The organism is Microbispora rosea, assembly GCF_900156315.1.
Taxonomy (GTDB): Bacteria; Actinomycetota; Actinomycetes; order Streptosporangiales; family Streptosporangiaceae; genus Microbispora; species Microbispora rosea.
The window spans coordinates 145,704-163,698 of the sequence record NZ_FTNI01000009.1; the positions used below are offsets into that span (position 1 = coordinate 145,704).

Sequence of the window (17,995 nt, forward strand, 5' to 3'; positions counted from 1 at the left end):
TCCGTCCACGACACGGAGAGAGGAACGATGGCCGCACCGAGCGACGAGAACGAATTCCTGCACGAGCTCGAAATCGAGGTCGAGGCGGAGGTGATTCAGGTCGAGTCCAGCCGTCCTGAGGACGCCGCCGGCCTGCAGGTCACCGACTGGCTGTTCGACCCGGCAGACGCCGAACGCGAGGAGATCGGCCTGCGCGGTCTGCTCGCCGCGGTCGAGGTGCTCGAAGACGACCTCCGGCCCAGCGACCCCGCCGCCTAGAAACGGCCCCGAACCAGGTCATGCCTGACCCGTCAAGGCGGGCCCGCCCCGGCTCGTCAGGCGTCCGCCGCAGAGGTGACGTGCAGGGCGACCGGCCGGAGGACCAGGCCGTCGGTCCACGTCACCGACTCGGGCGCGCCGGTGAGGCGGAGAGCGGGCCGGCGGGTGACCAGGGCTCTGACGGCCTCGGTGAGCTCGACCCTGGCGAGGCTGGCGGCCAGGCAGCGGTGCGCGCCGTAACCGAATGCCACATGCGGGTTGGGAGGGTGGTGGGTGAAACGGTGGATGTCGAACCGGCCGGGCTCGGGAAACGCCTGCGGGTCGTGGTTGGCCGCGTTCAGGTTGGGCATGACGACCGTCCCCGCGCTCAGCGGGCCGCTGGGCAGGTCGATGTCCTCGGTGATGCGGCGCATGAAGGCGCTGGCGGGCGGCCCGTCGAAACGCAGGACCTCCTCGACGGCGGTGGCCGTCAGGCTCGGGTCCGCGACCAGCTCGTCCCACTGGCCTGGGTGGAGGAGCAACCGGAACACGCCACGGGCGATCATCGAGGCGGTCGTCTCGTACCCGGCCGTGATCAGTGAGAAGACCGTGTTGACGAGCTCGCCCTCCGACAGCCGGTCGTCGGCGTCCCTGGCCTGGATGAGCAGGTCGATGAGGTCCTCGCCCGGCGAGAGGCGATGCTGGGCGACCAGTTCGGCGGCGTAGGCCATGAAGTCGCCGTAGCCCTCGTAACGCGCCTGCTCGGTGGCCGTGGAGGTGGTGAGGAACATGTCCGTCCACTGGACGAACCGCTCGTAGTGGTCGATCGGCACGCCGAGCATCTCGCAGATGACGTGGGCCGGCAGCCGCAGCGCGTACTCCTGGACCAGCTCGAAGCGGTCGCCCAGGCCGTCGAGGAGCTCTCGGGCGGTCGCCGCGATTCGAGGACGCCACGGTTCGATCTGGCGCGGGGTGAAGGTGCCCTGCATGATCCGGCGGTAGCGCGTGTGCTCCGGCGGATCCTGGTTGATCAGCGCGTCCGGGTCGTCGTCGATGCCGACGCCGCTCACGAACCGCGGCAGTCCGGGGATGCGCAGGTTGCGGCTGGATGCGGGCGAGGCCAGCAGGGCCCGGACGTCCTCGTACCGCACGGCCATCGGGACGCGGTCGCCACTGGGCATGGTCGCCGGCTCCAGCGGCCCGCACTCGCGTCTGCGGGCGAACTCCGGTGGTGGCGTGCCCAGTGGCCCCGGCACGATTTCCGGCCCGATACCCGGCCCGATGCCGGGCTCAAGAGTGGGCCCGATGGTGGGCCCAATGGTCGGCTCGGTCCCGTTCGGATCCAGCTCGGCGGTCACTGCAACCCCTTCCGTCCGGGTCGCCCGGGGTGCGGCCTACGCGGAACGTACGAAATGCCACACCATCCGTCAACGGACGAATTCGAAGGAGGAGCTCGTGAACCGCGAAGACGTTCACGGCGGCTGTCACAAGTCCGGCGGCTGTCCGGTCTTAGCCTGCGACCGGTCGGCACCACGGGGTGCGGCGAGCGCCGCAGACCCAGGCCGCCGGGCGGTCATGGACACGAACACTGTCGCCGGAGAGGTAGGACTTTGACGAAGGATCTGGAACCGCAGGGAACGGTCGCCGCGGCCGGGCCGGCGCCGATCGACACCCTCGACAGCCTGCGTGAGCACCTTCAATGGGCGGTCGAACTGGAACACGCGACGTTGCCGCCATACCTGTGCGCGCTGTACTCCCTCGATCCGGAGCACAACCCGGAGGCCGTGGAGGTGGTGGGCAGCGTCTTCGCCGAGGAGATGCTGCACCTGGCTCTGGCCGCGAACCTGCTCAACGCCGTCGGCGGCCGGCCGCGCCTCGACATCCCGGAGATGTTGCCGCCGTACCCCCGGCGGCTGCCCCACAGCGACCTGGAGCTGTCGTTGCTCCCGTTCGGCCCGGAGGCCCTGGAGATGTTCCTGCGCCTGGAACGGCCGGCCCCGCCCGGCGCCCCGGCGGAAGGCGACGGCTACGAGACGATCGGGCAGTTCTACGACGCGATCGAACAGGGCCTGCGCCACCTGTGCGAGCGGCTCGGCGAGCGGGAGGTCTTCTGCGGCGACCCCGCGCGCCAGGTGAGCGGCAGCCATTTCCGGCACACCGCGGGGTGGGTGTTCGCGGTGGAGGACCTGGAGTCGGCGCTGGGGGCGCTGAAGGAGATCGTCGAGCAGGGCGAGGGTACGGCCCGGGGCGAGGTCTGGGACGGTGACCAGGACGTCTTCCACCCCGACCGGGACGAGGTCGCCCACTACTACCGCTTCAGGGAACTCCAACTCGGACGGCGCTACCGGCGCGGCGACACCCCGCAGTCCGGGCCCACCGGTGAGCCGGTCTCGGTCAACCCGTCCGCCGTGCGCCCGATGCGGCCCAATCCGCGGCTGTCCGATCACGCGCCGGGCAGCGCGATCCGCACCGCGCAGGACGAGTTCAACCGCACCTACTGCACGCTGCTGAACCAGCTGGAGCAGGCCTTCGACGGCGAGCCGAAGATGCTGGGGGCCGCCGTCGGCACGATGTACGCGGTCAAGGCCCAGGCCGAAGCCCTGTTGCTGATGCCCGACGCGGACGGCACCACGGCCGGCCCCACCTTCGAGTACGTGCCGCCCGAGTCGCGCTGACGAACGCCTGCCGCGGTTGGGAGCCGAGCTCGGCGAGCGCGCTCTTCGGCTCGTCACGCCCCTGATGCCGAACCGGCGGTGCGTGCGCTCACGAGCACCCACGCGCGCCGGCCGCGCGTCGATGCCCCGGCCGCGCGTCGATGCCCCGGCCGCGCGTCGATGCCCCGGCCGCGCGTCGATGCCCCGGGCGCACGTCGGTGGCGCATGCGCGGGAACGGCGAGCCGGGCGTGCGGAGGCCGAAGGCGGGAACCGGTGCCGGTTCCCGCCTTCTCGTTCTCACCGCGCCTCGTTCTCACCGCGCCTCGTTCTCACCGCGCGGTGGTGAACAGGAACGCGCAATCCTGTACGGCCTCCACGCGGTGGCGGCGTTCGGGCATGGCCAGCAGATCGCCGGGCCGCCCGTCCCACGAGTCGCGCCCGGCGACGAGCCGCACACGGCCGTACAGCACGTGCACCGTGACCTCGCCGGGATGCTCGTGTTCGTGGATGTGCTCGCCCTGTCGCAAGGCCATCACGGTCTGCCGCAGCGAACGGTCGTGCCCGCCGTGCACGGTGGTGGCACTGCGACCGGTGTCCGCCTCCCGGGCGAGTGCGAGCAGGTCACGGGCGAGTGCGGTCAGCGAAACCCGGGTCATGACCGCGGCGCCCGACGGTCTCGCCGGGCTTCCAGCTCCTCCGGGCCGACCACGGTCAACATCGGCTGGCCGGGCGCGCAGAACATCGTCACCACGAACACCGACTCCTCGTCGGCGAGGTGGTTGCCGTCCTGGTAGTGGATCACGTCCCCGCCGGGCTCCCAGAACGTCTCACCGGCCCGGACGACCCGCGCGGGCTCGCCTTCGAGCTCGAAGTCGATGGCTCCCTTGACCACGAACCCGTACGCGGGCCCGGAGTGCCGGTGAGGCGGCGCACCAGGGCTGTCCGGCGCCAGCGTGACCAGGATCGTCATCGCCTCGGCCCCCTCCGGCGCGGGCGGGGCCCCCGGCACGGTGCCGACCACGTCGATCTTCGGCGGCGGCCCGCTCTTGCTGGGGTTCTCAAGGTGGTGGACGTGAGCGTGCTCTGTGCTCATCGGGCTTCCTTCGCGAGACGGTGGCCGGCTCGATCCGGCCGTACACCAGCTCAGACAAGACAGCGTCCCGATGCGTGACGGAGGGCGCCCGGCCCTTTCATCGTCTTTTCCGATGCCGCGTGCGGAGAATTCAGCGGCCTCGCGCCGGCCGGCCCGGCGCCCGGTCGTCGGTCACGAGTCCGTAGCCGGAGGCGCGGAAGAGGAAGGAGGCCCAGGAGCGGTAGGGCCGCCAGACGTCGGCCACCTTCCGGTACGCGGCAGGCGGAGCGTCCTCCGGCAGGCCGTACGCCTCGCGCAGGATCGCGAACAGGCGTGGCTCGTCGCCCGGGAACGCGTCCGGCGCGCCCGCGCCGCGGATCAGGATCAGGCCGGCGGAGAACGGCCCCACGCCGGGCAGGGCACGGAGCTCCGCCAGCGCCTCCTGGGGGTCGAGCGCGCGCAGGTGCTCGGTGGTGAGCACGCCGTCGAGCGCCGCCTGGGCCAGCCCGCGCAGCCACTCCTCCTTCTGCGCGGGCAGGCCGAGACCGCCGGCCTGCAGCAGCGTCATGGGCGGAGGAAAGGCGGTGTAGGTCTCCCCGTCCACGACGACCTTCGCGCCGTACCGCTCCGCGATGCGCTGTTTGAGCCGGGCGGCGACGAGCATCGACGTACGCTGCACAATCACCGCCCAGCACGCCGCCTCCCAGGGGCTCCAGAAGCAGAGCGGGCGCAGGCCGGGACTCTTGCCCTGCAGGTCGCCGAGCACCGGATCGGCCTCGCCCACCGCGGCGAAACCGGAGCCGTCCACGTCGAGGGAAAGGATGCGGGCCACCTCGGCCCGGATCCGCGGCCCGGCGGCCCGCGTCGTGGCGACGGCGACCCCCTCGGGCGCGGCGGTCACGGTCACGCCGATCGGCAGCCAGTCGGACTCCGCGCAGTAGGCGAAGCGCAGCGCCCGCCCGTCGGAGGGCAGCCCGCTGGTGGCCGGCCAGTCCTCGACGAAGCTCAGTGTGGCGCCGAAGTCGAACGGGCCTTCCGCCGTGAGTGTGAAACCGTGCCTGGTCATAGGCCACATCGTACGAGGCCCGGCCGACAAACGATCTCTTCCTGCGGCCTTGCCCGGCCCCCCTGGGCCAGACCGGATCCTCGAGAACGAGGAACACCGGAGCGGACGGGAGGTACGGTCGGGATCATGGAGATGCTGGCGTGCGCGCTGATTCTTCTAGCCCTGCTCGAACGCCTGTGGCGATGGGCGGCCAAGGTCCGCAAGTCCGGCCGGTCCATCTCGGCCACCGGATTCGACGAGTTCGCGGCGGCCTTCCTCTCCAGCAAGCGGGCGCAACTGGAGCAGCGGCAGAGCGAGACGATGCTCCGCGACGACGAGACCGACGGCGCGCCACCCGCCAACCGCATCGACACCGCCCGCAACAAGATCACGATCGTCGTGCCGGACAAGAGGTAGCCGCAGCTTCGGAGCACGCTGTGCCAGAGCTTGTCGAAAGCTTTCGGCGGAAGACTTCCGACTTTCACTGTCGCCCTTCCACCCTCGTTGCCTATTCTTCCGTTGCACGGCGGCCTTCCGGTGTGACCAAAACCGGACCAACTGGCATTCCCGTGCCGATCATGGAGCGAGCATCGTGTCGAAACTTTTCGGTGACAGTGGGGAGATCGGCCTCGCCGACGAGCCGGCCTCCCAAGGGATGACGGGCTCATGGTGACGGTGGCGTTCAGCGGCACGCGGGAGGGCCAGGCGCCGCTGACCTGGGGACAGCGACTGATGTGGCGCGCAGTGCACCTGATGGGCGACAGCCAGACCTTCCTGAGCTGCCCCTGGGTGCTCCCGGTGTACGGCAGACGTGATCTCGGCAGCGTCCTGGAGGCGCTGCGCGTGCTGCTCGAACGCCACGAGAGCCTGCGGACGACCTTCGCCCTCACTCCGGAAGGGCCCGTGCAGCGGGTCGGCCGCGGCGGCGAGCTGACCGTGGACCTGGTGGACGCGGGACAGGACCCGGCGCTGCGGGTCGCCGAGCGGGTCGCGGGCGAGCTGGGCCGGACGCCCTTCGCGCACGACCGCGACCTGCCGCTGCGCGGCGCCGTCGTCGTCAAGAACGACCGCCCGATGGCGCTGGCGCTCGCCTTCTCCCATCTGGCGGTGGACTTCCAGGCGCTCAACACGCTGTCGGAGGAGTGGAAGGCACTGCTGCGCGGAGAGAAGCTGCAGCCGGCCGAGTGGCAGCCGATGGACCAGGCCGCCGCGGAGCGCGAGGAGCCGTACCCCGCCCGCTCGGCCAAGTCCGTCCGCTACTGGCACTCCGTGCTGGCGGACGGACCGCTGGACGTGTTCGACCATCCGCCGCATGACGCGGACGACCCGCGGTTCATCGAGGTCGGCATGGAGTCGGTGGCGCTCGCCGTCGCGGCGCAGCGGCTGGCGGAGCGCTGGACGATGAGCACGACCAGCGTGCTGCTCGCCGCCTGCGCCACCGTGCTGGCCGTCGTGAGCGGCCGCCCGCGCGCGGTCATGCAGCTCGTGCACAGCAACCGCCGCGACGCGCGTACCCGCGCGATGGTCGGCACCGTGGAACAGGACGGCCTGTTCGTGCTCGACCTTCCCGCCACGGACTTCGCCGCCGCCTGCCGGGCCGCGCAGCGCGGGGCGCTCAGGGCGTACCGCAACGCGCACTACGACCCGTTCGAGATGCAGGCCATGCGCGAGGAGATCGGCCGCCGCCGCGGCCGGGAGCCCGACCTCGACGCGTTCTTCAACGACAGGCGGACCGTCGGCACCTGGCCGGGCCTGCCTCCCGTCGACCGCGACGAGGACGTGGCCCGCCTCACCGAGAGGACCGGCACGTACGTGACGAACGCCTGGCCGGGTGTCCGGTTCAAGGCGTTCTTCACCGTCGTCTCGGCCCCCGACACCGGGAAGCTCAGCCTCATCGTGGACACCGCCTACCTGCCCCAGGACACCGCCGAGGCGATGCTGCGCGGCGTCGAGGCCCTGCTGGTCCGCGCCCTCACCGAGGACGTCCCGATCGCCTCCGTCCCCGAAGTGTGCGGCGTCGGCCCGTACGCCGGGACCCCGGGCTAGGTCTCACCTGGCAGCAGTTCCTCCACAGCCGACCGGAGGCACGGCCATTCGCCCGCTAGGACCGACCGGGCACAGGTGAGGGCCTGGAAATTCTCCGCCCGCTCAGCGGCGTCGAGCAGCGCGAGCCTGACCGCGACCATGGCCGCCGCGCGCAGCCTCTCGGCACGGTCGGGGGCGTCCGCTTCGGGGATGACGGGCATCCAGCCGTCATGCAGCCGCAGCTGCGTCTCCAGCAGATCCCACCGCAGTTCCTCCCCGAGCGGTCCGCCACCGGCGACTGCGTCGAGCGCGGCCGCGATCGACGGATCGTCCAGTCCGAACCGTCCGGTGAGGTGCCGGGTCAGCAGGAGCAGGACCGCCCGCCGGGCGAACTCGGGGGCGTGTCGCAGCCGGGCGTCGAGGTCCGGCTCCGCATGTCCGAACCCGAGCCCTTCGAACGGCGCGCTGAGCGGAGGGTCGATGAGGATCGCCTGCCGCATGTCGTCGGCCCACTCAGCGTTCATGCGGGCGCCGGTGGACGACTCCATGACGGCCATGGCGGCCGTTTTGTGCGCCCATGCCTCCGCCTGATTAGTCACCGGATACCGACGGCTCACGACCGTGTCCAGAAGAGGGCCGATCGCGTCGGCGACGGCCTCGGGGCGCGATCCGGTCAGCAGCGTGGGATACAGCCCGGGAACCTCCGCGAGGATCTCGCCACCGGCCGCATAGGTCAGCCGTTCCCCACCGTTGACATGCCAGGACAACGACCATACGCGAGCGTTCTCGCTGAGCCTGCGTATGACCTCCGGGCCGCTCGTGTACGCCCCGTTTGCTTCGAGAAGCATCATCGACGGCCCCGAAGCGCCGGCGAAGACAACCTCCATGGGATAGAGATCCGTTTCCCGTATCCGCAGCTCGACAATTTCGGCGCTGCCCCCGCCGGTCAGTCTCGACGCGATCAGGTCGACCGGTGGCGGCGCTTCAGCCCAGGGGTGCACGACAGTCCAGGTCAGCGCGTTCGCGAGCCACTGATGGGATTCGAGGAACCGCAGGTAGTGCGCACGCGCTTCGTCGACTGTCATCGGCGCCCTTTCGATTCGAGGTGGGCGGTCAGGACTGCTGGATCGCCAGGCGCAGACCGAAGCCGATGACGATGAGGCCGGTGAGCCGGTCCAGGGCGCGCTTGACCGGCGGCCTGCGCAGCCAGCCGCGCAGGATGCCGGTGAACCCGATGAGCACGGCGCTCCACACCAGCCCCTCGCAGACGTGGACGCCCGCCAGCAGCACGCCCATCACCGCGTGCGACACCCCCTGCGGCATGAACTGGGGCAGCACCGCGACGTAGAAGGCACCCACCTTGGGGTTGAGCAGGTTGGTCAGCAGGCCCCGCCGGAACGCCCGTCCCCACCCGGCGTCCGCCGGATCGGGCGGCGCCGCGTCGTCGGCCCCGCTCGTACGGCTGTGCCAGAGCATCCTGCCGCCCATCCAGATCAGGTACGCCACACCGGCCCACCGCACCACCTCGTACGCCACCTGAGAGGCGGTGAGGAGAGCCGACAGGCCGGCTGCCGTGAGCAGGCCCCACAGCAGAGTGCCGAGCTGAATGCCGAGCACGACGGCCCAGGCCGGCCTCCGGCCGGCGAGCAACGACGTACGCAGGATCAGAGCCGTATCCAGACCGGGCGTCAGCGTGAGCAGCGCCACGATCGCGGCGAACGAGGCGATCGCACCATAGACATCCACAACGGCCACCGTAACGGCCGTTTCATCCGGTCGAGCTCCCGGAACAACGACACCCAATCGCATCGCCAGAGAAACCTACAATGTGCGACATAGCATGAAAGGCATGGACGAACCGCAGCCGGTCGCGCTCCCCAACGGCCGCAATCTGAAATGCGACACGTGCGAGAACGAGTTGTTCGAGGTGCGCCGGTGGAAACTCCAGACGACGGGCATGACGTTCATGAATCTCGACTGGGCCAATCGCGACGCCACCTGCTTCGTGTGCAGCAGTTGCCGTCGCATTCACTGGTTCCACTGGTGATCGGGAATCACAGGTAGCGCCAGGCGGCCGCGATCTCTCGCAGGGCCTCCGGCACCTCCTCCGGGGCGGGCAGCGGACGGCCCGGCTGGACCCGCCCGCTCCGGATCTTGTCGCGCCAGTCGCCGATGCCCTTCACGAAGTCGCCGTGGTCCTTGTCGCCGTACCGGACCATCCCGGGCTCGTACTCCACGCCGAGCCAGGCGCACAGTCGCCGCAGCTCGCCTTCGGTGTCGTCGACGAGCCGCTCGTAGCGGACATCGATGCCGTCGTGACGCCGCCTGGCCTCCTCCAGGTGGCGCATGTACTGCAACGTGTGCCGTACGGCCTCGTCCATCGGCCGCGCCCGCGGATCCGCCTCGTGCCACGATCTGGCGATCGAGGCGGGGTGGCGCAGGAGGAAGACGAACCGGGCATCCGGCCAGCACGTCGTGATGCGGCGGTAGGCGAAGACGTTGCTGGGCGTCTTGTCCACCAGGACCTGCTTGCCGCTCCGGACCAGCTCCCGGTGCAGCAGGCGGTCCCACAGGATGTGCTCGATGTCGCTCGTACGGTGGCCGGCCGCCTCCATGGCCTGCCGTACGGGATCGGTGGTGAGGGTCACGGCGATCCGCCGGACGTGCAGTTCGTGCGGCGCGTGGATCCTGCTGTGGCTGTTCAGCAGCACGCGCAGGAGCGTCGAGCCGGACCTGACCGGTGAGAGCACGAAGACGGGTGCGCGCAGCAGGCGGTCGGCGGCCGGATCCGCGGGCGGGCGTGGCTCGTCTCTCGGCTCCGCGGCGGGTACGGCCCGTGGCCGGGCTCGCGTGATGACGTAACCGGTCATCCCTTCGACGGCGGCGTTGACCCTGCTCTTCCATGCCATGGCCGCGACCGTAGGGAGGCGTGGTGGCCTCGCGGTTAACGGAGGCTGGGGATTTCCGAAGTCGGGACAGCCGAGCCGGGCGCGCCGGTCACGGTCACGCCGGCGACAGGACCAGCACCGCGTGGTCGGGCGCCACGCTCGCGAGCCGCAGGAGGATGTCGCCGATCCTGCCGGGCCGTCCCATCGCCAGCGTCAGCCCGCCCTCCGTCCGGCAGCGGCCGTTGACGCAGCTCTGGCTGACGCCGGTGTTCATGCCCTCGACGTGGAAGGCGCCCGCGCCCGCCTCGAAGCGCAGCCGCAACACGCCCTGGTCGAGTGAGGCGATCGTGATCGCGTCGAGGCCGGTCTTCCGGTCGAGCCGCAACCGGTCTCCCTGGCGGACCGCCACCTCGCAGTCGGCGTTCCGGCACGCGTCCGGGTGGTCCGAGGCCGCGACGACCGAGGGGCTGGGCGAGGGCGCTGTGGAAACCGTGGCCGTGGAATCCGTGTCCGCGGGGATCGTGGTGGACACCGGGCCGCCCGCGGCCGCAGGTCCCGGCCGCGTCTGCGGCTCCTGCGTCCCGCACGCCGTGAGCAGCACGGTCACCGACACAGCGACGAGACCGGCCCGGCCGATCAGGCGGGACGCGTACGGTTCTCGACGCATGACTCTCCCCGAGACCACGACGGCTACGCCGGTCCGCGGCGCCGGCGGCCGGAGCGGCCCAGGTCCCGCCGCTCGGCTCGATCGAGCCTTCCCCGAGCCCTGCGGCCCCAATCCCGCAAGCGGGGATCACAGGAGGAGGGCGCCGGTGATCTGGTGGGCGGTTCTGCGCACGGCCGCGCCCAGGCGCGGCAGCGCCGCCGCCCCCACCGGCGCGGCGACCGCGACGGCCATGCACACCCCGCCGTCCGGGCCGAAGACGGGCGCGGCGACGCAGCACACCCCCTCGGCGAACTCCTCCCGCGCGTACCCCACGCCCTCGCCGCGGACGGCCGCGAGCTCGCGTTCCAGCGCGACCGGCGCGGTCACCGTACGGCCGGTCATCCGGCGCGGGGCCGGAGCGGCGAGGAACGCGGCGCGCAGACCGGCGTCGTAGGCGAGCAGCACCTTGCCCGTGGCCGTGCAGTGCAGCGGCGCCCGGTCGACGCCGTCCGACGGCGACTTCACCCGGTTGTGCCCGTACAACCGCTCGACGTACGCGACCTCGGACCCGTCCGGCACGGCCAGGTTGACCGTCTGCCGGGTCACCTCGTAGAGCTGGAGCAGATGCGGCAGGACCGCCCTGCGTGAGCCGGGCAGGCGACGGCCCTGGACCGCCCAGCCGCGCGGCGCCACGAGGTCGGCGAGGCGTCCGCCGACCGTGTAGTCGCCGCCCGTACGCGTGACCAGGCCCCGCCGCTGCAGGGTCCCGAGCAGGCGATGAGTGGTGGTCTTGGAGAACCCGGTGGACCTGTGCACCTGGGTAAGGTTCATCGGCCGCATGCCGGCGGCCAGGCACAGGAGGATCTCCATCCCGCGTTCCAGGCTGCCCAGGGCGGAGGCCGCCTCCGCTCGGCGGGCGCGATCCAACGGTACGAACAACCCCACCCCGCGACGCTCGAAGCACATCTTGATCGGCCAGCGGTCACCTTAGCCGCGCCGCGCCGCGCATGAGGGGAGAACGCGGTTGCTACGCCGAGGCCGCCAGCTCGACCTGGCGGCCGACCCCGTCGCATTCGGCCGCGGCCAGCACGGGGGCGAGCAGGCCGGGGAAGCGGGTCTCCAGGTCGTCGCGGCGGAGCACGACGAAGCAGCGGGTGCCCTCCTGACGGGTGCGCGTGATCCCGGCGTCGCGCAGGACCCGCAGGTGATGGCTGAGCGTCGACTTGGCGACGGGGGCCCGCAGCTCCCCCCATCCACGCTCCCGCCCGTCGGCCAGCAGCAGGACCAGGCCAACCCGGATCGGATCGCTCAGCGCCGCCATGACCGCGGTGAGCGAGATCTCGTCCAGTTCGGGGTGGTGCGCCTGCTTCATGGGCCAATGGTAGCTTGTTCGTTGTTCATCGAACATCGAACACTGGAGTCGCGTTGACTGGACACGCTGACGGCCGCTTCGCCGGCCAGGTCGTCGTCGTCACCGGTGCGGGCTCGGGCATCGGACGCGCCGCCGCCCTCGCCTTCGCCCTTGCGGGAGCGCGGGTCCTCGGGGTGGGCCGCCGCGCACACGCCCTCGAGGAGACCGCCCGGCAGCATCCGGGCATCGCCGTGCTCGCCGCGGACCTGCGCGCCGCGGATGCGCCCGAGACGATCGCGCGTACGGCCGCCGGCCGCTGGGGCCGGGTGGACGTGCTGGTCAACAACGCCGGCGCGACCGCGGTCATGCCGCTGGCCGAGACGACGGCGGCGCGCGTCACCGACCTGTTCGACCTCAACGTCACCGCGCCCAGCCTGCTCGCCCGGGCCGTGTTGCCCCACCTGCGCGAAACACGCGGGTCGATCGTCAACATCTCGAGCACCTACGGCCACCGCCCGCTGCCCGGCGCGGCGCATTACGCCGCGTCGAAAGCCGCGATCGAGCAGCTCACCCGCAGTTGGGCGCTGGAGCTCGCCGGAGACGGCATCCGGGTCAACGCCCTGGCCCCCGGACCGACCGAGAGTGAGGCACTCACCGCCGCCGGTCTTCCCGCGGCCGTCGTCGAGCAGACCAAGCAGGACGAGGCCCGCCGCATCCCCCTCGGCAGGCGTGGTGAGCCCGGAGAGGTTGCCGAGTGGATCCTCCACCTCGCCGATCCGGCCGCGACCTGGCTCACCGGCCAGGTCCTCACCCTGGACGGCGGTCTTGAGCTGGCCTGATCCGAGGGGCCGCCTGCGGCCGGGGCTCTCGGGGAGCGCCCCGGCCGCAAGCGTTTCTCAGTTCACCTCGACGCTCTCCAGCACGCCGAGAGCGTCGGGAACCAGGACGGCCGCCGAGTAGTAGGTGGTGACCAGGTAGGAGATGATCGCCTTGTCGTCGACGCCCATGAAGCGCACCGACAGGCCGGGCTCGTACTCGTCCGTCAGCCCGGTGCGGCGCAGGCCGACGACCCCCTGTTTGTCCGCCCCGGTGCGCATCACCATGATCGAGCTGAGCCCGCCCTCGCTGATCGGGATCTTGTCGCAGGGCAGGATCGGCACCCCGCGCCACGCCATGACCGTCGCCCCGTTCACCTCGGTGACGTCCGGATACAGCCCGCGCCGGGTGCACTGCCGTCCGAAGGCGGCGATGGCCCGGGGATGGGCGAGGAAGTAGTGCGAGCTGCGCCGGCGGGCGAGCAGCTCGTCGAGGTCGTCGGGGGTGGGCGGGCCGGAACGGGTGTGGATGCGGTGCTTGAGGTCGGCGTTGTGCAGCAGGCCGAAGTCGCGGTTGTTGACCAGCTCGTGCTCCTGACGCTCCCGCAACGCCTCGATCGTCAGCCGCAACTGCTGCTCGGTCTGGTTCATCGGCTCGTTGTACAGATCCGCCACCCGCGAGTGCACCCGCAAAATCGTCTGCGCCACACTCAGCTCGTACTCACGCGGCCCCAGCTCGTAGTCCACGAACGTCCCCGGCAGCGTCGCCTCGCCCACATGCCCCGCCGCCAGAGCGATCTCCGCCTCCCCATACCGGTTCACCGGCCGTGCGGCGGGAGGACGGGCGAGATGTTCGCGCAGGCCGCCCGAGAGCGCGGTCAGGTTGTCCAGCGCCGACCGGTCGAGGACGAGGAGGATGCAGGAGGTGAGGGCCCTGGCGGGCGCGGCCGCCGCGCCGATGAGGTCTCCCAGGTGGTCGCCGTCGGCCAGGACCTGGAGCAGGGCCTCGCCGCCGTACGGTCCGGGGCCGACGCGTGCGATCTTGCCGTGGGCGACGAGCACGACCTGTCCCGGCGGCACCGGCTCGCCCGGGCCCAGGTCGTGCTGGACGAACCGGTCCGCCAGTGCCCCGAGGATGTCGAGGTCGCCGTAGCCGTGCAGGGACGGCAGTTCGCCCAGCTCGGCCGGGATGACCCGCACCCGCGCCCCGGTGGAGACGAAGCTCACCCGCCCGTCCCCCACCGTGCAGGTGAGCCGGCGGTTGACCCGGTAGACGCCGCCCTGGACCTCGGTCCACGGGAGCACCCGCAGCAGGTGCCGGGGGGTGATCTCCCGCATCTGCGGCGGCGTCTTGGTGGTGGTCGCCAGGTTGCGCGCGGCGGCCGTGCTCAGGGTCAGGCGCGACGCGGTCATGGCGCCCCCGCCGGAAGCGGGTGGGCCGGCGCCGCGAGGTCAGACCGCGTGAGAGCGGGCGCCGTCACGGACGACGCCGCGAGCGCCGGCGCCCTGTGATCCGACGACGCCGTGAGCGCCGGCGGCGCCCTGTGTGCCGGCGGCGCCAGGGAGAGGATGCGTGCGGTGGCCGTGCCGAGGCCCGTCGGGCCCTGGGACCACCGGGCCGCCGGCCCCCTGCGCAGCTCCTCCTCGAAGTAGCGCCGGGACCGCCGGTGCCAGCGCAGGATCGCCGCCATCCAGTTGCGCAGGTCGGACACGTACCCCCCGACCGACTCCCGCACGGTCTCCCCCGCCTCGATGCGGTCGAGCAGGGCGGGCAGGTCGACGGTGGTGATGTGCTCGAACTGTCTCATCCGGCTGGTCATCAGCGCGTCCACCACGGTCACCGCCTCGTCGGGCGCGCGGTCGAGGAAGGTGCCGAGCACCACGACGGCGTTGTGCAGCTCCCCCTCGAACTGGACCTCCTTCCGGTAGGAGAACAGGTCGTTCAGCAGGCACGCGTAGTCCTGCGCGGCGTCGGTCATGCCGAGGAACTCGCGGGTCCGGTGGATCTCGGCGGGGATGACCCGGCCCGGCGCCAGCCTGGCCAGGCTCATCGTCATCTGCGAGCCGAACGTCCTGCGCCGCATCTCGATGTAGTCGACCGGATCGGGCACGCGGTGCTGGGCCTGGTTGGCCAGCTCCCACACCCAGCTGTCGATCATCTCCTCGACGGCGACGCGGAAGGCCCTGCGGGAGCCCTCGGGCAGCGGCCCTGCGGTGCGCGGCCACAGGTCGGCCAGCCCGCGTTCCAGCCCCGTCATCGGGGCCAGGCGCGGGACGAGGTCCAGCGGCATGAACTCCTTGAGCCGCCGGTTGCCGAGCTTCGCGCCCACCAGGTCGCGCGCCGCCCCGTAGACCCGGGGGTAGTAGTCGTCGCCGTACGTCCCCCAGGCCAGCCAGTTGGTGGCCAGGACCAGTTCGTCGGCCGTGGCGTCCGGGTCGATGCCGGACGCGCACAGGGCGAGGTCGAAGCCGACGAGTTGCGGCTCGCTCCACACGGCGGTCGCCGGAATGCCGGGGACCCCGTCGAAGAAGCCCATCGCGGCACACCATTCGACGTCCGCCGCGCGCGCCGCGTCCAGGTGCGGGTTGTCGCGCACCTCGAACGGCATGTACGGCTCCGGCAGCCGCACCGCCGCCTCCGAGAAGGGCCGGTGGGTGTGGTTGCGCAGGCCGCCCGCGCCCGTGACGTGGGCGCGGGCCACGTTCATCCCGAGGAACCCGCTTCCTCCTGCCGTCTTGGTGTATCGGCTGGAGGCGGTGTGCCAGGCGTGTCCTCCCGCCTGCCAGTCCTGCAGTCCCTTGACGTAGCTCAGGACCAGCGCCTGCTCGGGCGGCAGGACCCCTTCGTCGGCGAACAGGGCCGGCAGCTCGGTCAGCGCGGCGTGCTCGAACTGGTGCAGCCGGGAGGTGAGCAGGTCGTTGGTGATCTCCACGGCCCGAGCGGTCTCGCAGCCGAAGAAACGCTCGCAGACCAGGACGCAGTTGGACAGCTCACCCTCCTGCAGCACCTCGCGCTCGTAGGAGAACAGGTCGTTGCGCAAGTGCACGGCGTCGGCGAACGACTCCGTCAGCACCCGGATCGGCCGGGAGTCCGCCAGCCGGGCCGGCAGCTCCGCGCCGGCGGCGTGCTCCACCAGCGCGGCCGACCACGGGGCGCCGCCCACCTTCCTGCGTTCCTCGATGTACTCGATCGGGTTGGAGACGGCCTCGCGCTCGATGTGGAACAGCTCCCACATCGACTCCTGCAGCAGGTCGCGGGTGACCCGGACGAACCGGCGCCGCCACGCCTGCGACATGGCGGGCACGGTCCGGGGCCACAGGTCGGCCAGGCCCCGCTCCACGGGGTTGGCCGGCTCGGGCGGGTCGTCCGTCATGAACGCGTCGAGCCGGTCCAGGTAGTCCTGGGCGCCGTCCAGGTCCCTGCTGCGTTTGAACGTCTCCAGGAAGTGGTCGTCGAAGTAGAAGACCCACACGTACCAGTCCGTGACCAGGTCCAGTTCGGGGGCGGAGCAGTCGGGATGGGTGTAGGCGCACATCAGGCCGTAGTCCATCGCTTCGAGCGACTCCTCGCTCCAGATGTCCGGGTCGTCGAGCATTCCCATGTCCGCCGCCCACCCCCGCGTGTGCGCCCGGGCGGTCTCCACATGCGGGTTCAGCCGGGGCGGATACGGGAGGTAGAAGTCCGGCAGCCGGTAGGAGGACATCAGAGGACCTCGACGCTCTCCAGGATGGCGAGGGCGTCGGGGACCAGGACGGCCGCCGAGTAGTAGGTGGTGACCAGGTAGGAGATGATCGCCTTGTCGTCGACGCCCATGAAGCGCACCGACAGGCCCGGCTCGTACTCGTCCACCAGCCCGGTGCGGCGCAGGCCGACCACGCCCTGGTCCTTCTCCCCCAGGCGCATGACCATGATCGAGCTGATGCCCTTGTCGTTGACCGGGATCTTGCTGCACGGCAGCATCGGCACCCCGCGCCAGGCCGGCGCCTTCTGGCCGTTGAACTCCACCGTCTGCGGGTAGATGCCCCGGGCGTTGCACTGGCGGGCGAAGGCCGCGATCGCCTTGGGGTGGGCGAACATGACGTTCGGGTTCTTCCAGACCGTGGCGAGCAGCTCGTCGAGGTCGTCGGGGGTGGGCGGGCCGGAACGGGTGTGGATGCGGTGCTTGAGGTCGGCGTTGTGCAGCAGGCCGAAGTCGCGGTTGTTGACCAGCTCGTGCTCCTGACGCTCCCGCAACGCCTCGATCGTCAGCCGCAACTGCTGCTCGGTCTGGTTCATCGGCTCGTTGTACAGATCCGCCACCCGCGAGTGCACCCGCAAAATCGTCTGCGCCACACTCAGCTCGTACTCACGCGGCCCCAGCTCGTAGTCCACGAACGTCCCCGGCAGCGTCGCCTCACCCACATGCCCCGCCGCCAGAGCGATCTCCGCCTCCCCATACCGGTTCACCGGCCGGTCCGGGTCCTCCCGGTAGGCCTGCACGTGCTCACGCAGGCCGTCCGACAGGGTGAGCAGCCGTTCGAACTCCTCCCGGCCGAGCGCGAGCACGGTGCACGGCGTCACGGTCTTGACCGTCCACTCCCACCGCGCGTCCGCGTTCACCAGCATCTGCTCGCCGACGTACTCGCCGTCGGCCAGCACCCCGAGGCGCGTCTCGTTGCCGTACGCCCCCTCGCCGAGCCTGTCCACCTTGCCGTGGGCGAGGAGCACGACCTCGTCCATCGGGGTGCCGGCCCGCGCGATGACCTGGCCGGCCTCGTACTCCCGCTGGATGAACAGGTCGGCCATGGCGGCGAGCACGTCGGCGTCGCCGAAGCCGTGCAGGGCAGGAAGCTCGCACAACTCGGCGGAGATGACCCGCACGTCCGCCCCGGTCGAGACGAACGTCACCCGCCCGTCGGCCATCTGGTAGGTCAGCCGCCGGTTGACCCGGTAGGCGCCGCCCACCGCCTCGACCCAGGGCAGCACGCGCAGCAGATGCCGGGAGGTGATCTCCTGCATCTGCGGCGGCGTCTTGGTCGTGGTGGCCAGGTTGCGCGCGGCCCTGGTGCTGAGGCTCAACCGGTTGTCGGTCGGCATGGTGTTTTCGGTCACAGCACATCACCCCATCTGTGATCGGCACGGCGGCCGGTTGTTCGGTGACTGGACACGCTCGTCGCCGAGCGGCGGAGGGGGGAGCAGAGATCAGGGTCCTGCCGGCCCGGGCAGGGCCACACCGCATCGCCGGCCGCCCGTACGGCCGCGCGCGGAGGCGGCCGGAGCG

General features: G+C 71.4%; 19 protein-coding genes. 6 read left to right on the plus strand and 13 right to left on the minus strand.

Features of this window, described 5'->3' with window-relative positions; translation table 11 throughout:
- Positions 1–27: 27 nt before the first annotated feature.
- Positions 28–258: a hypothetical protein gene (locus tag BXA11_RS15305; RefSeq protein ID WP_076435067.1), complete on the plus strand. Its 231-nt coding sequence runs from the start codon at positions 28–30 to the stop codon at positions 256–258.
- Positions 259–314: 56 nt separating this feature from the next.
- Here the strand turns inward: BXA11_RS15305 and BXA11_RS15310 are convergent, their stop codons facing one another.
- Positions 315–1,595, minus strand: a complete 1,281-nt coding sequence (locus BXA11_RS15310) for a cytochrome P450 (RefSeq protein ID WP_239105238.1) — start codon at positions 1,593–1,595, stop codon at positions 315–317.
- Between the two features lie 252 nt (positions 1,596–1,847).
- On the opposite strand from BXA11_RS15310, the gene BXA11_RS15315 reads away from it, so the two are divergent.
- Positions 1,848–2,912 carry a ferritin-like domain-containing protein gene (locus BXA11_RS15315; protein WP_204053975.1) on the plus strand — a complete coding sequence of 355 codons (1,065 nt, stop codon included), beginning with the start codon at positions 1,848–1,850 and terminating at the stop codon, positions 2,910–2,912.
- Positions 2,913–3,221: 309 nt separating this feature from the next.
- On the opposite strand, the gene BXA11_RS15320 is transcribed toward BXA11_RS15315, so the two are convergent.
- The 3 genes from BXA11_RS15320 to BXA11_RS15330 form a co-directional block, all read right to left on the minus strand.
- Positions 3,222–3,548 carry a cupin domain-containing protein gene (locus BXA11_RS15320; protein WP_076435068.1) on the minus strand — a complete coding sequence of 109 codons (327 nt, stop codon included), beginning with the start codon at positions 3,546–3,548 and terminating at the stop codon, positions 3,222–3,224.
- Positions 3,545–3,985, minus strand: a complete 441-nt coding sequence (locus BXA11_RS15325) for a cupin domain-containing protein (RefSeq protein WP_083744256.1) — start codon at positions 3,983–3,985, stop codon at positions 3,545–3,547. The genes BXA11_RS15320 and BXA11_RS15325 overlap by 4 nt, the downstream gene beginning before the upstream one ends.
- 130 nt (positions 3,986–4,115) lie before the next feature.
- A complete protein-coding gene (locus BXA11_RS15330) occupies positions 4,116–5,030 on the minus strand; it encodes a DNA-3-methyladenine glycosylase family protein (protein ID WP_076435069.1) in 915 nt (304 codons plus the stop codon).
- A gap of 126 nt (positions 5,031–5,156) precedes the next feature.
- Here BXA11_RS15330 and BXA11_RS15335 point away from each other — a divergent pair, with 126 nt between their 5' ends.
- Both BXA11_RS15335 and BXA11_RS15340 read left to right on the plus strand, forming a co-directional pair.
- Positions 5,157–5,426 (plus strand): DUF6191 domain-containing protein, encoded by a 270-nt coding sequence (locus tag BXA11_RS15335; RefSeq protein ID WP_076435070.1) that lies wholly within the window; start codon positions 5,157–5,159, stop codon positions 5,424–5,426.
- A 249-nt stretch (positions 5,427–5,675) separates the two neighbouring features.
- Positions 5,676–7,055 carry a condensation domain-containing protein gene (locus BXA11_RS15340; protein WP_076435071.1) on the plus strand — a complete coding sequence of 460 codons (1,380 nt, stop codon included), beginning with the start codon at positions 5,676–5,678 and terminating at the stop codon, positions 7,053–7,055.
- Here BXA11_RS15340 and BXA11_RS15345 read toward each other — a convergent pair.
- Complete coding sequence (locus BXA11_RS15345; protein ID WP_076435072.1) at positions 7,052–8,119, minus strand: DUF6461 domain-containing protein; 1,068 nt, start codon at positions 8,117–8,119, stop codon at positions 7,052–7,054. The two genes, BXA11_RS15340 and BXA11_RS15345, sit on opposite strands and share 4 nt — an antisense overlap.
- Before the next feature lie 28 nt (positions 8,120–8,147).
- Positions 8,148–8,780: a LysE family translocator gene (locus tag BXA11_RS15350; RefSeq protein ID WP_076435073.1), complete on the minus strand. Its 633-nt coding sequence runs from the start codon at positions 8,778–8,780 to the stop codon at positions 8,148–8,150.
- 103 nt (positions 8,781–8,883) lie between these two features.
- Between BXA11_RS15350 and BXA11_RS15355 the strand changes: the two genes are divergently transcribed.
- Positions 8,884–9,081: a hypothetical protein gene (locus BXA11_RS15355; protein ID WP_030512484.1), complete on the plus strand. Its 198-nt coding sequence runs from the start codon at positions 8,884–8,886 to the stop codon at positions 9,079–9,081.
- 7 nt (positions 9,082–9,088) lie between these two features.
- Here the strand turns inward: BXA11_RS15355 and BXA11_RS15360 are convergent, their stop codons facing one another.
- The 4 genes from BXA11_RS15360 to BXA11_RS15375 form a co-directional block, all read right to left on the minus strand.
- Entirely contained in the window at positions 9,089–9,943 is an 855-nt protein-coding gene (locus BXA11_RS15360) for a sulfotransferase family protein (protein WP_076435074.1), read from the minus strand.
- A 94-nt stretch (positions 9,944–10,037) separates the two neighbouring features.
- Positions 10,038–10,589 carry a hypothetical protein gene (locus BXA11_RS15365; RefSeq protein ID WP_076435075.1) on the minus strand — a complete coding sequence of 184 codons (552 nt, stop codon included), beginning with the start codon at positions 10,587–10,589 and terminating at the stop codon, positions 10,038–10,040.
- 126 nt (positions 10,590–10,715) lie between these two features.
- Positions 10,716–11,513, minus strand: coding sequence for an IclR family transcriptional regulator (locus BXA11_RS15370; protein ID WP_159454783.1), 798 nt, complete (start codon positions 11,511–11,513; stop codon positions 10,716–10,718).
- Positions 11,514–11,595: 82 nt separating this feature from the next.
- Positions 11,596–11,940 (minus strand): ArsR/SmtB family transcription factor, encoded by a 345-nt coding sequence (locus BXA11_RS15375; RefSeq protein ID WP_076435076.1) that lies wholly within the window; start codon positions 11,938–11,940, stop codon positions 11,596–11,598.
- A 53-nt stretch (positions 11,941–11,993) separates the two neighbouring features.
- On the opposite strand from BXA11_RS15375, the gene BXA11_RS15380 reads away from it, so the two are divergent.
- Positions 11,994–12,758, plus strand: coding sequence for an SDR family NAD(P)-dependent oxidoreductase (locus BXA11_RS15380; RefSeq protein WP_076435077.1), 765 nt, complete (start codon positions 11,994–11,996; stop codon positions 12,756–12,758).
- A 57-nt stretch (positions 12,759–12,815) separates the two neighbouring features.
- On the opposite strand, the gene BXA11_RS15385 is transcribed toward BXA11_RS15380, so the two are convergent.
- From BXA11_RS15385 to BXA11_RS15395, 3 genes are read right to left on the minus strand one after another with little or no spacing between them, the layout of a single operon-like run.
- On the minus strand, positions 12,816–14,147 hold the full coding sequence (locus tag BXA11_RS15385; RefSeq protein WP_076435078.1) for a family 2B encapsulin nanocompartment shell protein: 1,332 nt from the start codon (positions 14,145–14,147) through the stop codon (positions 12,816–12,818).
- Positions 14,144–16,438 (minus strand): terpene synthase family protein, encoded by a 2,295-nt coding sequence (locus tag BXA11_RS15390; protein WP_076435079.1) that lies wholly within the window; start codon positions 16,436–16,438, stop codon positions 14,144–14,146. The genes BXA11_RS15385 and BXA11_RS15390 overlap by 4 nt, the downstream gene beginning before the upstream one ends.
- Positions 16,438–17,811: a family 2B encapsulin nanocompartment shell protein gene (locus BXA11_RS15395; protein ID WP_076435209.1), complete on the minus strand. Its 1,374-nt coding sequence runs from the start codon at positions 17,809–17,811 to the stop codon at positions 16,438–16,440. The genes BXA11_RS15390 and BXA11_RS15395 overlap by 1 nt, the downstream gene beginning before the upstream one ends.
- Positions 17,812–17,995 lie beyond the last annotated feature (184 nt).

Excerpts from the sequence above, each read along its gene's own strand:
- BXA11_RS15305 (WP_076435067.1), top strand. The coding sequence starts at position 28 with ATGGCCGCACCGAGCGACGAGAACGAATTCCTGCACGAGCTCGAAATC.
- BXA11_RS15320 (WP_076435068.1), bottom strand. The coding sequence starts at position 3,548 with ATGACCCGGGTTTCGCTGACCGCACTCGCCCGTGACCTGCTCGCACTC.
- BXA11_RS15325 (WP_083744256.1), bottom strand. The coding sequence starts at position 3,985 with ATGAGCACAGAGCACGCTCACGTCCACCACCTTGAGAACCCCAGCAAG.
- BXA11_RS15330 (WP_076435069.1), bottom strand. The coding sequence starts at position 5,030 with ATGACCAGGCACGGTTTCACACTCACGGCGGAAGGCCCGTTCGACTTC.
- BXA11_RS15335 (WP_076435070.1), top strand. The coding sequence starts at position 5,157 with ATGGAGATGCTGGCGTGCGCGCTGATTCTTCTAGCCCTGCTCGAACGC.
- BXA11_RS15340 (WP_076435071.1), top strand. The coding sequence starts at position 5,676 with ATGGTGACGGTGGCGTTCAGCGGCACGCGGGAGGGCCAGGCGCCGCTG.
- BXA11_RS15345 (WP_076435072.1), bottom strand. The coding sequence starts at position 8,119 with ATGACAGTCGACGAAGCGCGTGCGCACTACCTGCGGTTCCTCGAATCC.
- BXA11_RS15355 (WP_030512484.1), top strand. The coding sequence starts at position 8,884 with ATGGACGAACCGCAGCCGGTCGCGCTCCCCAACGGCCGCAATCTGAAA.
- BXA11_RS15360 (WP_076435074.1), bottom strand. The coding sequence starts at position 9,943 with ATGGCATGGAAGAGCAGGGTCAACGCCGCCGTCGAAGGGATGACCGGT.
- BXA11_RS15365 (WP_076435075.1), bottom strand. The coding sequence starts at position 10,589 with ATGCGTCGAGAACCGTACGCGTCCCGCCTGATCGGCCGGGCCGGTCTC.
- BXA11_RS15375 (WP_076435076.1), bottom strand. The coding sequence starts at position 11,940 with ATGAAGCAGGCGCACCACCCCGAACTGGACGAGATCTCGCTCACCGCG.
- BXA11_RS15385 (WP_076435078.1), bottom strand. The coding sequence starts at position 14,147 with ATGACCGCGTCGCGCCTGACCCTGAGCACGGCCGCCGCGCGCAACCTG.
- BXA11_RS15390 (WP_076435079.1), bottom strand. The coding sequence starts at position 16,438 with ATGTCCTCCTACCGGCTGCCGGACTTCTACCTCCCGTATCCGCCCCGG.
- BXA11_RS15395 (WP_076435209.1), bottom strand. The coding sequence starts at position 17,811 with ATGCCGACCGACAACCGGTTGAGCCTCAGCACCAGGGCCGCGCGCAAC.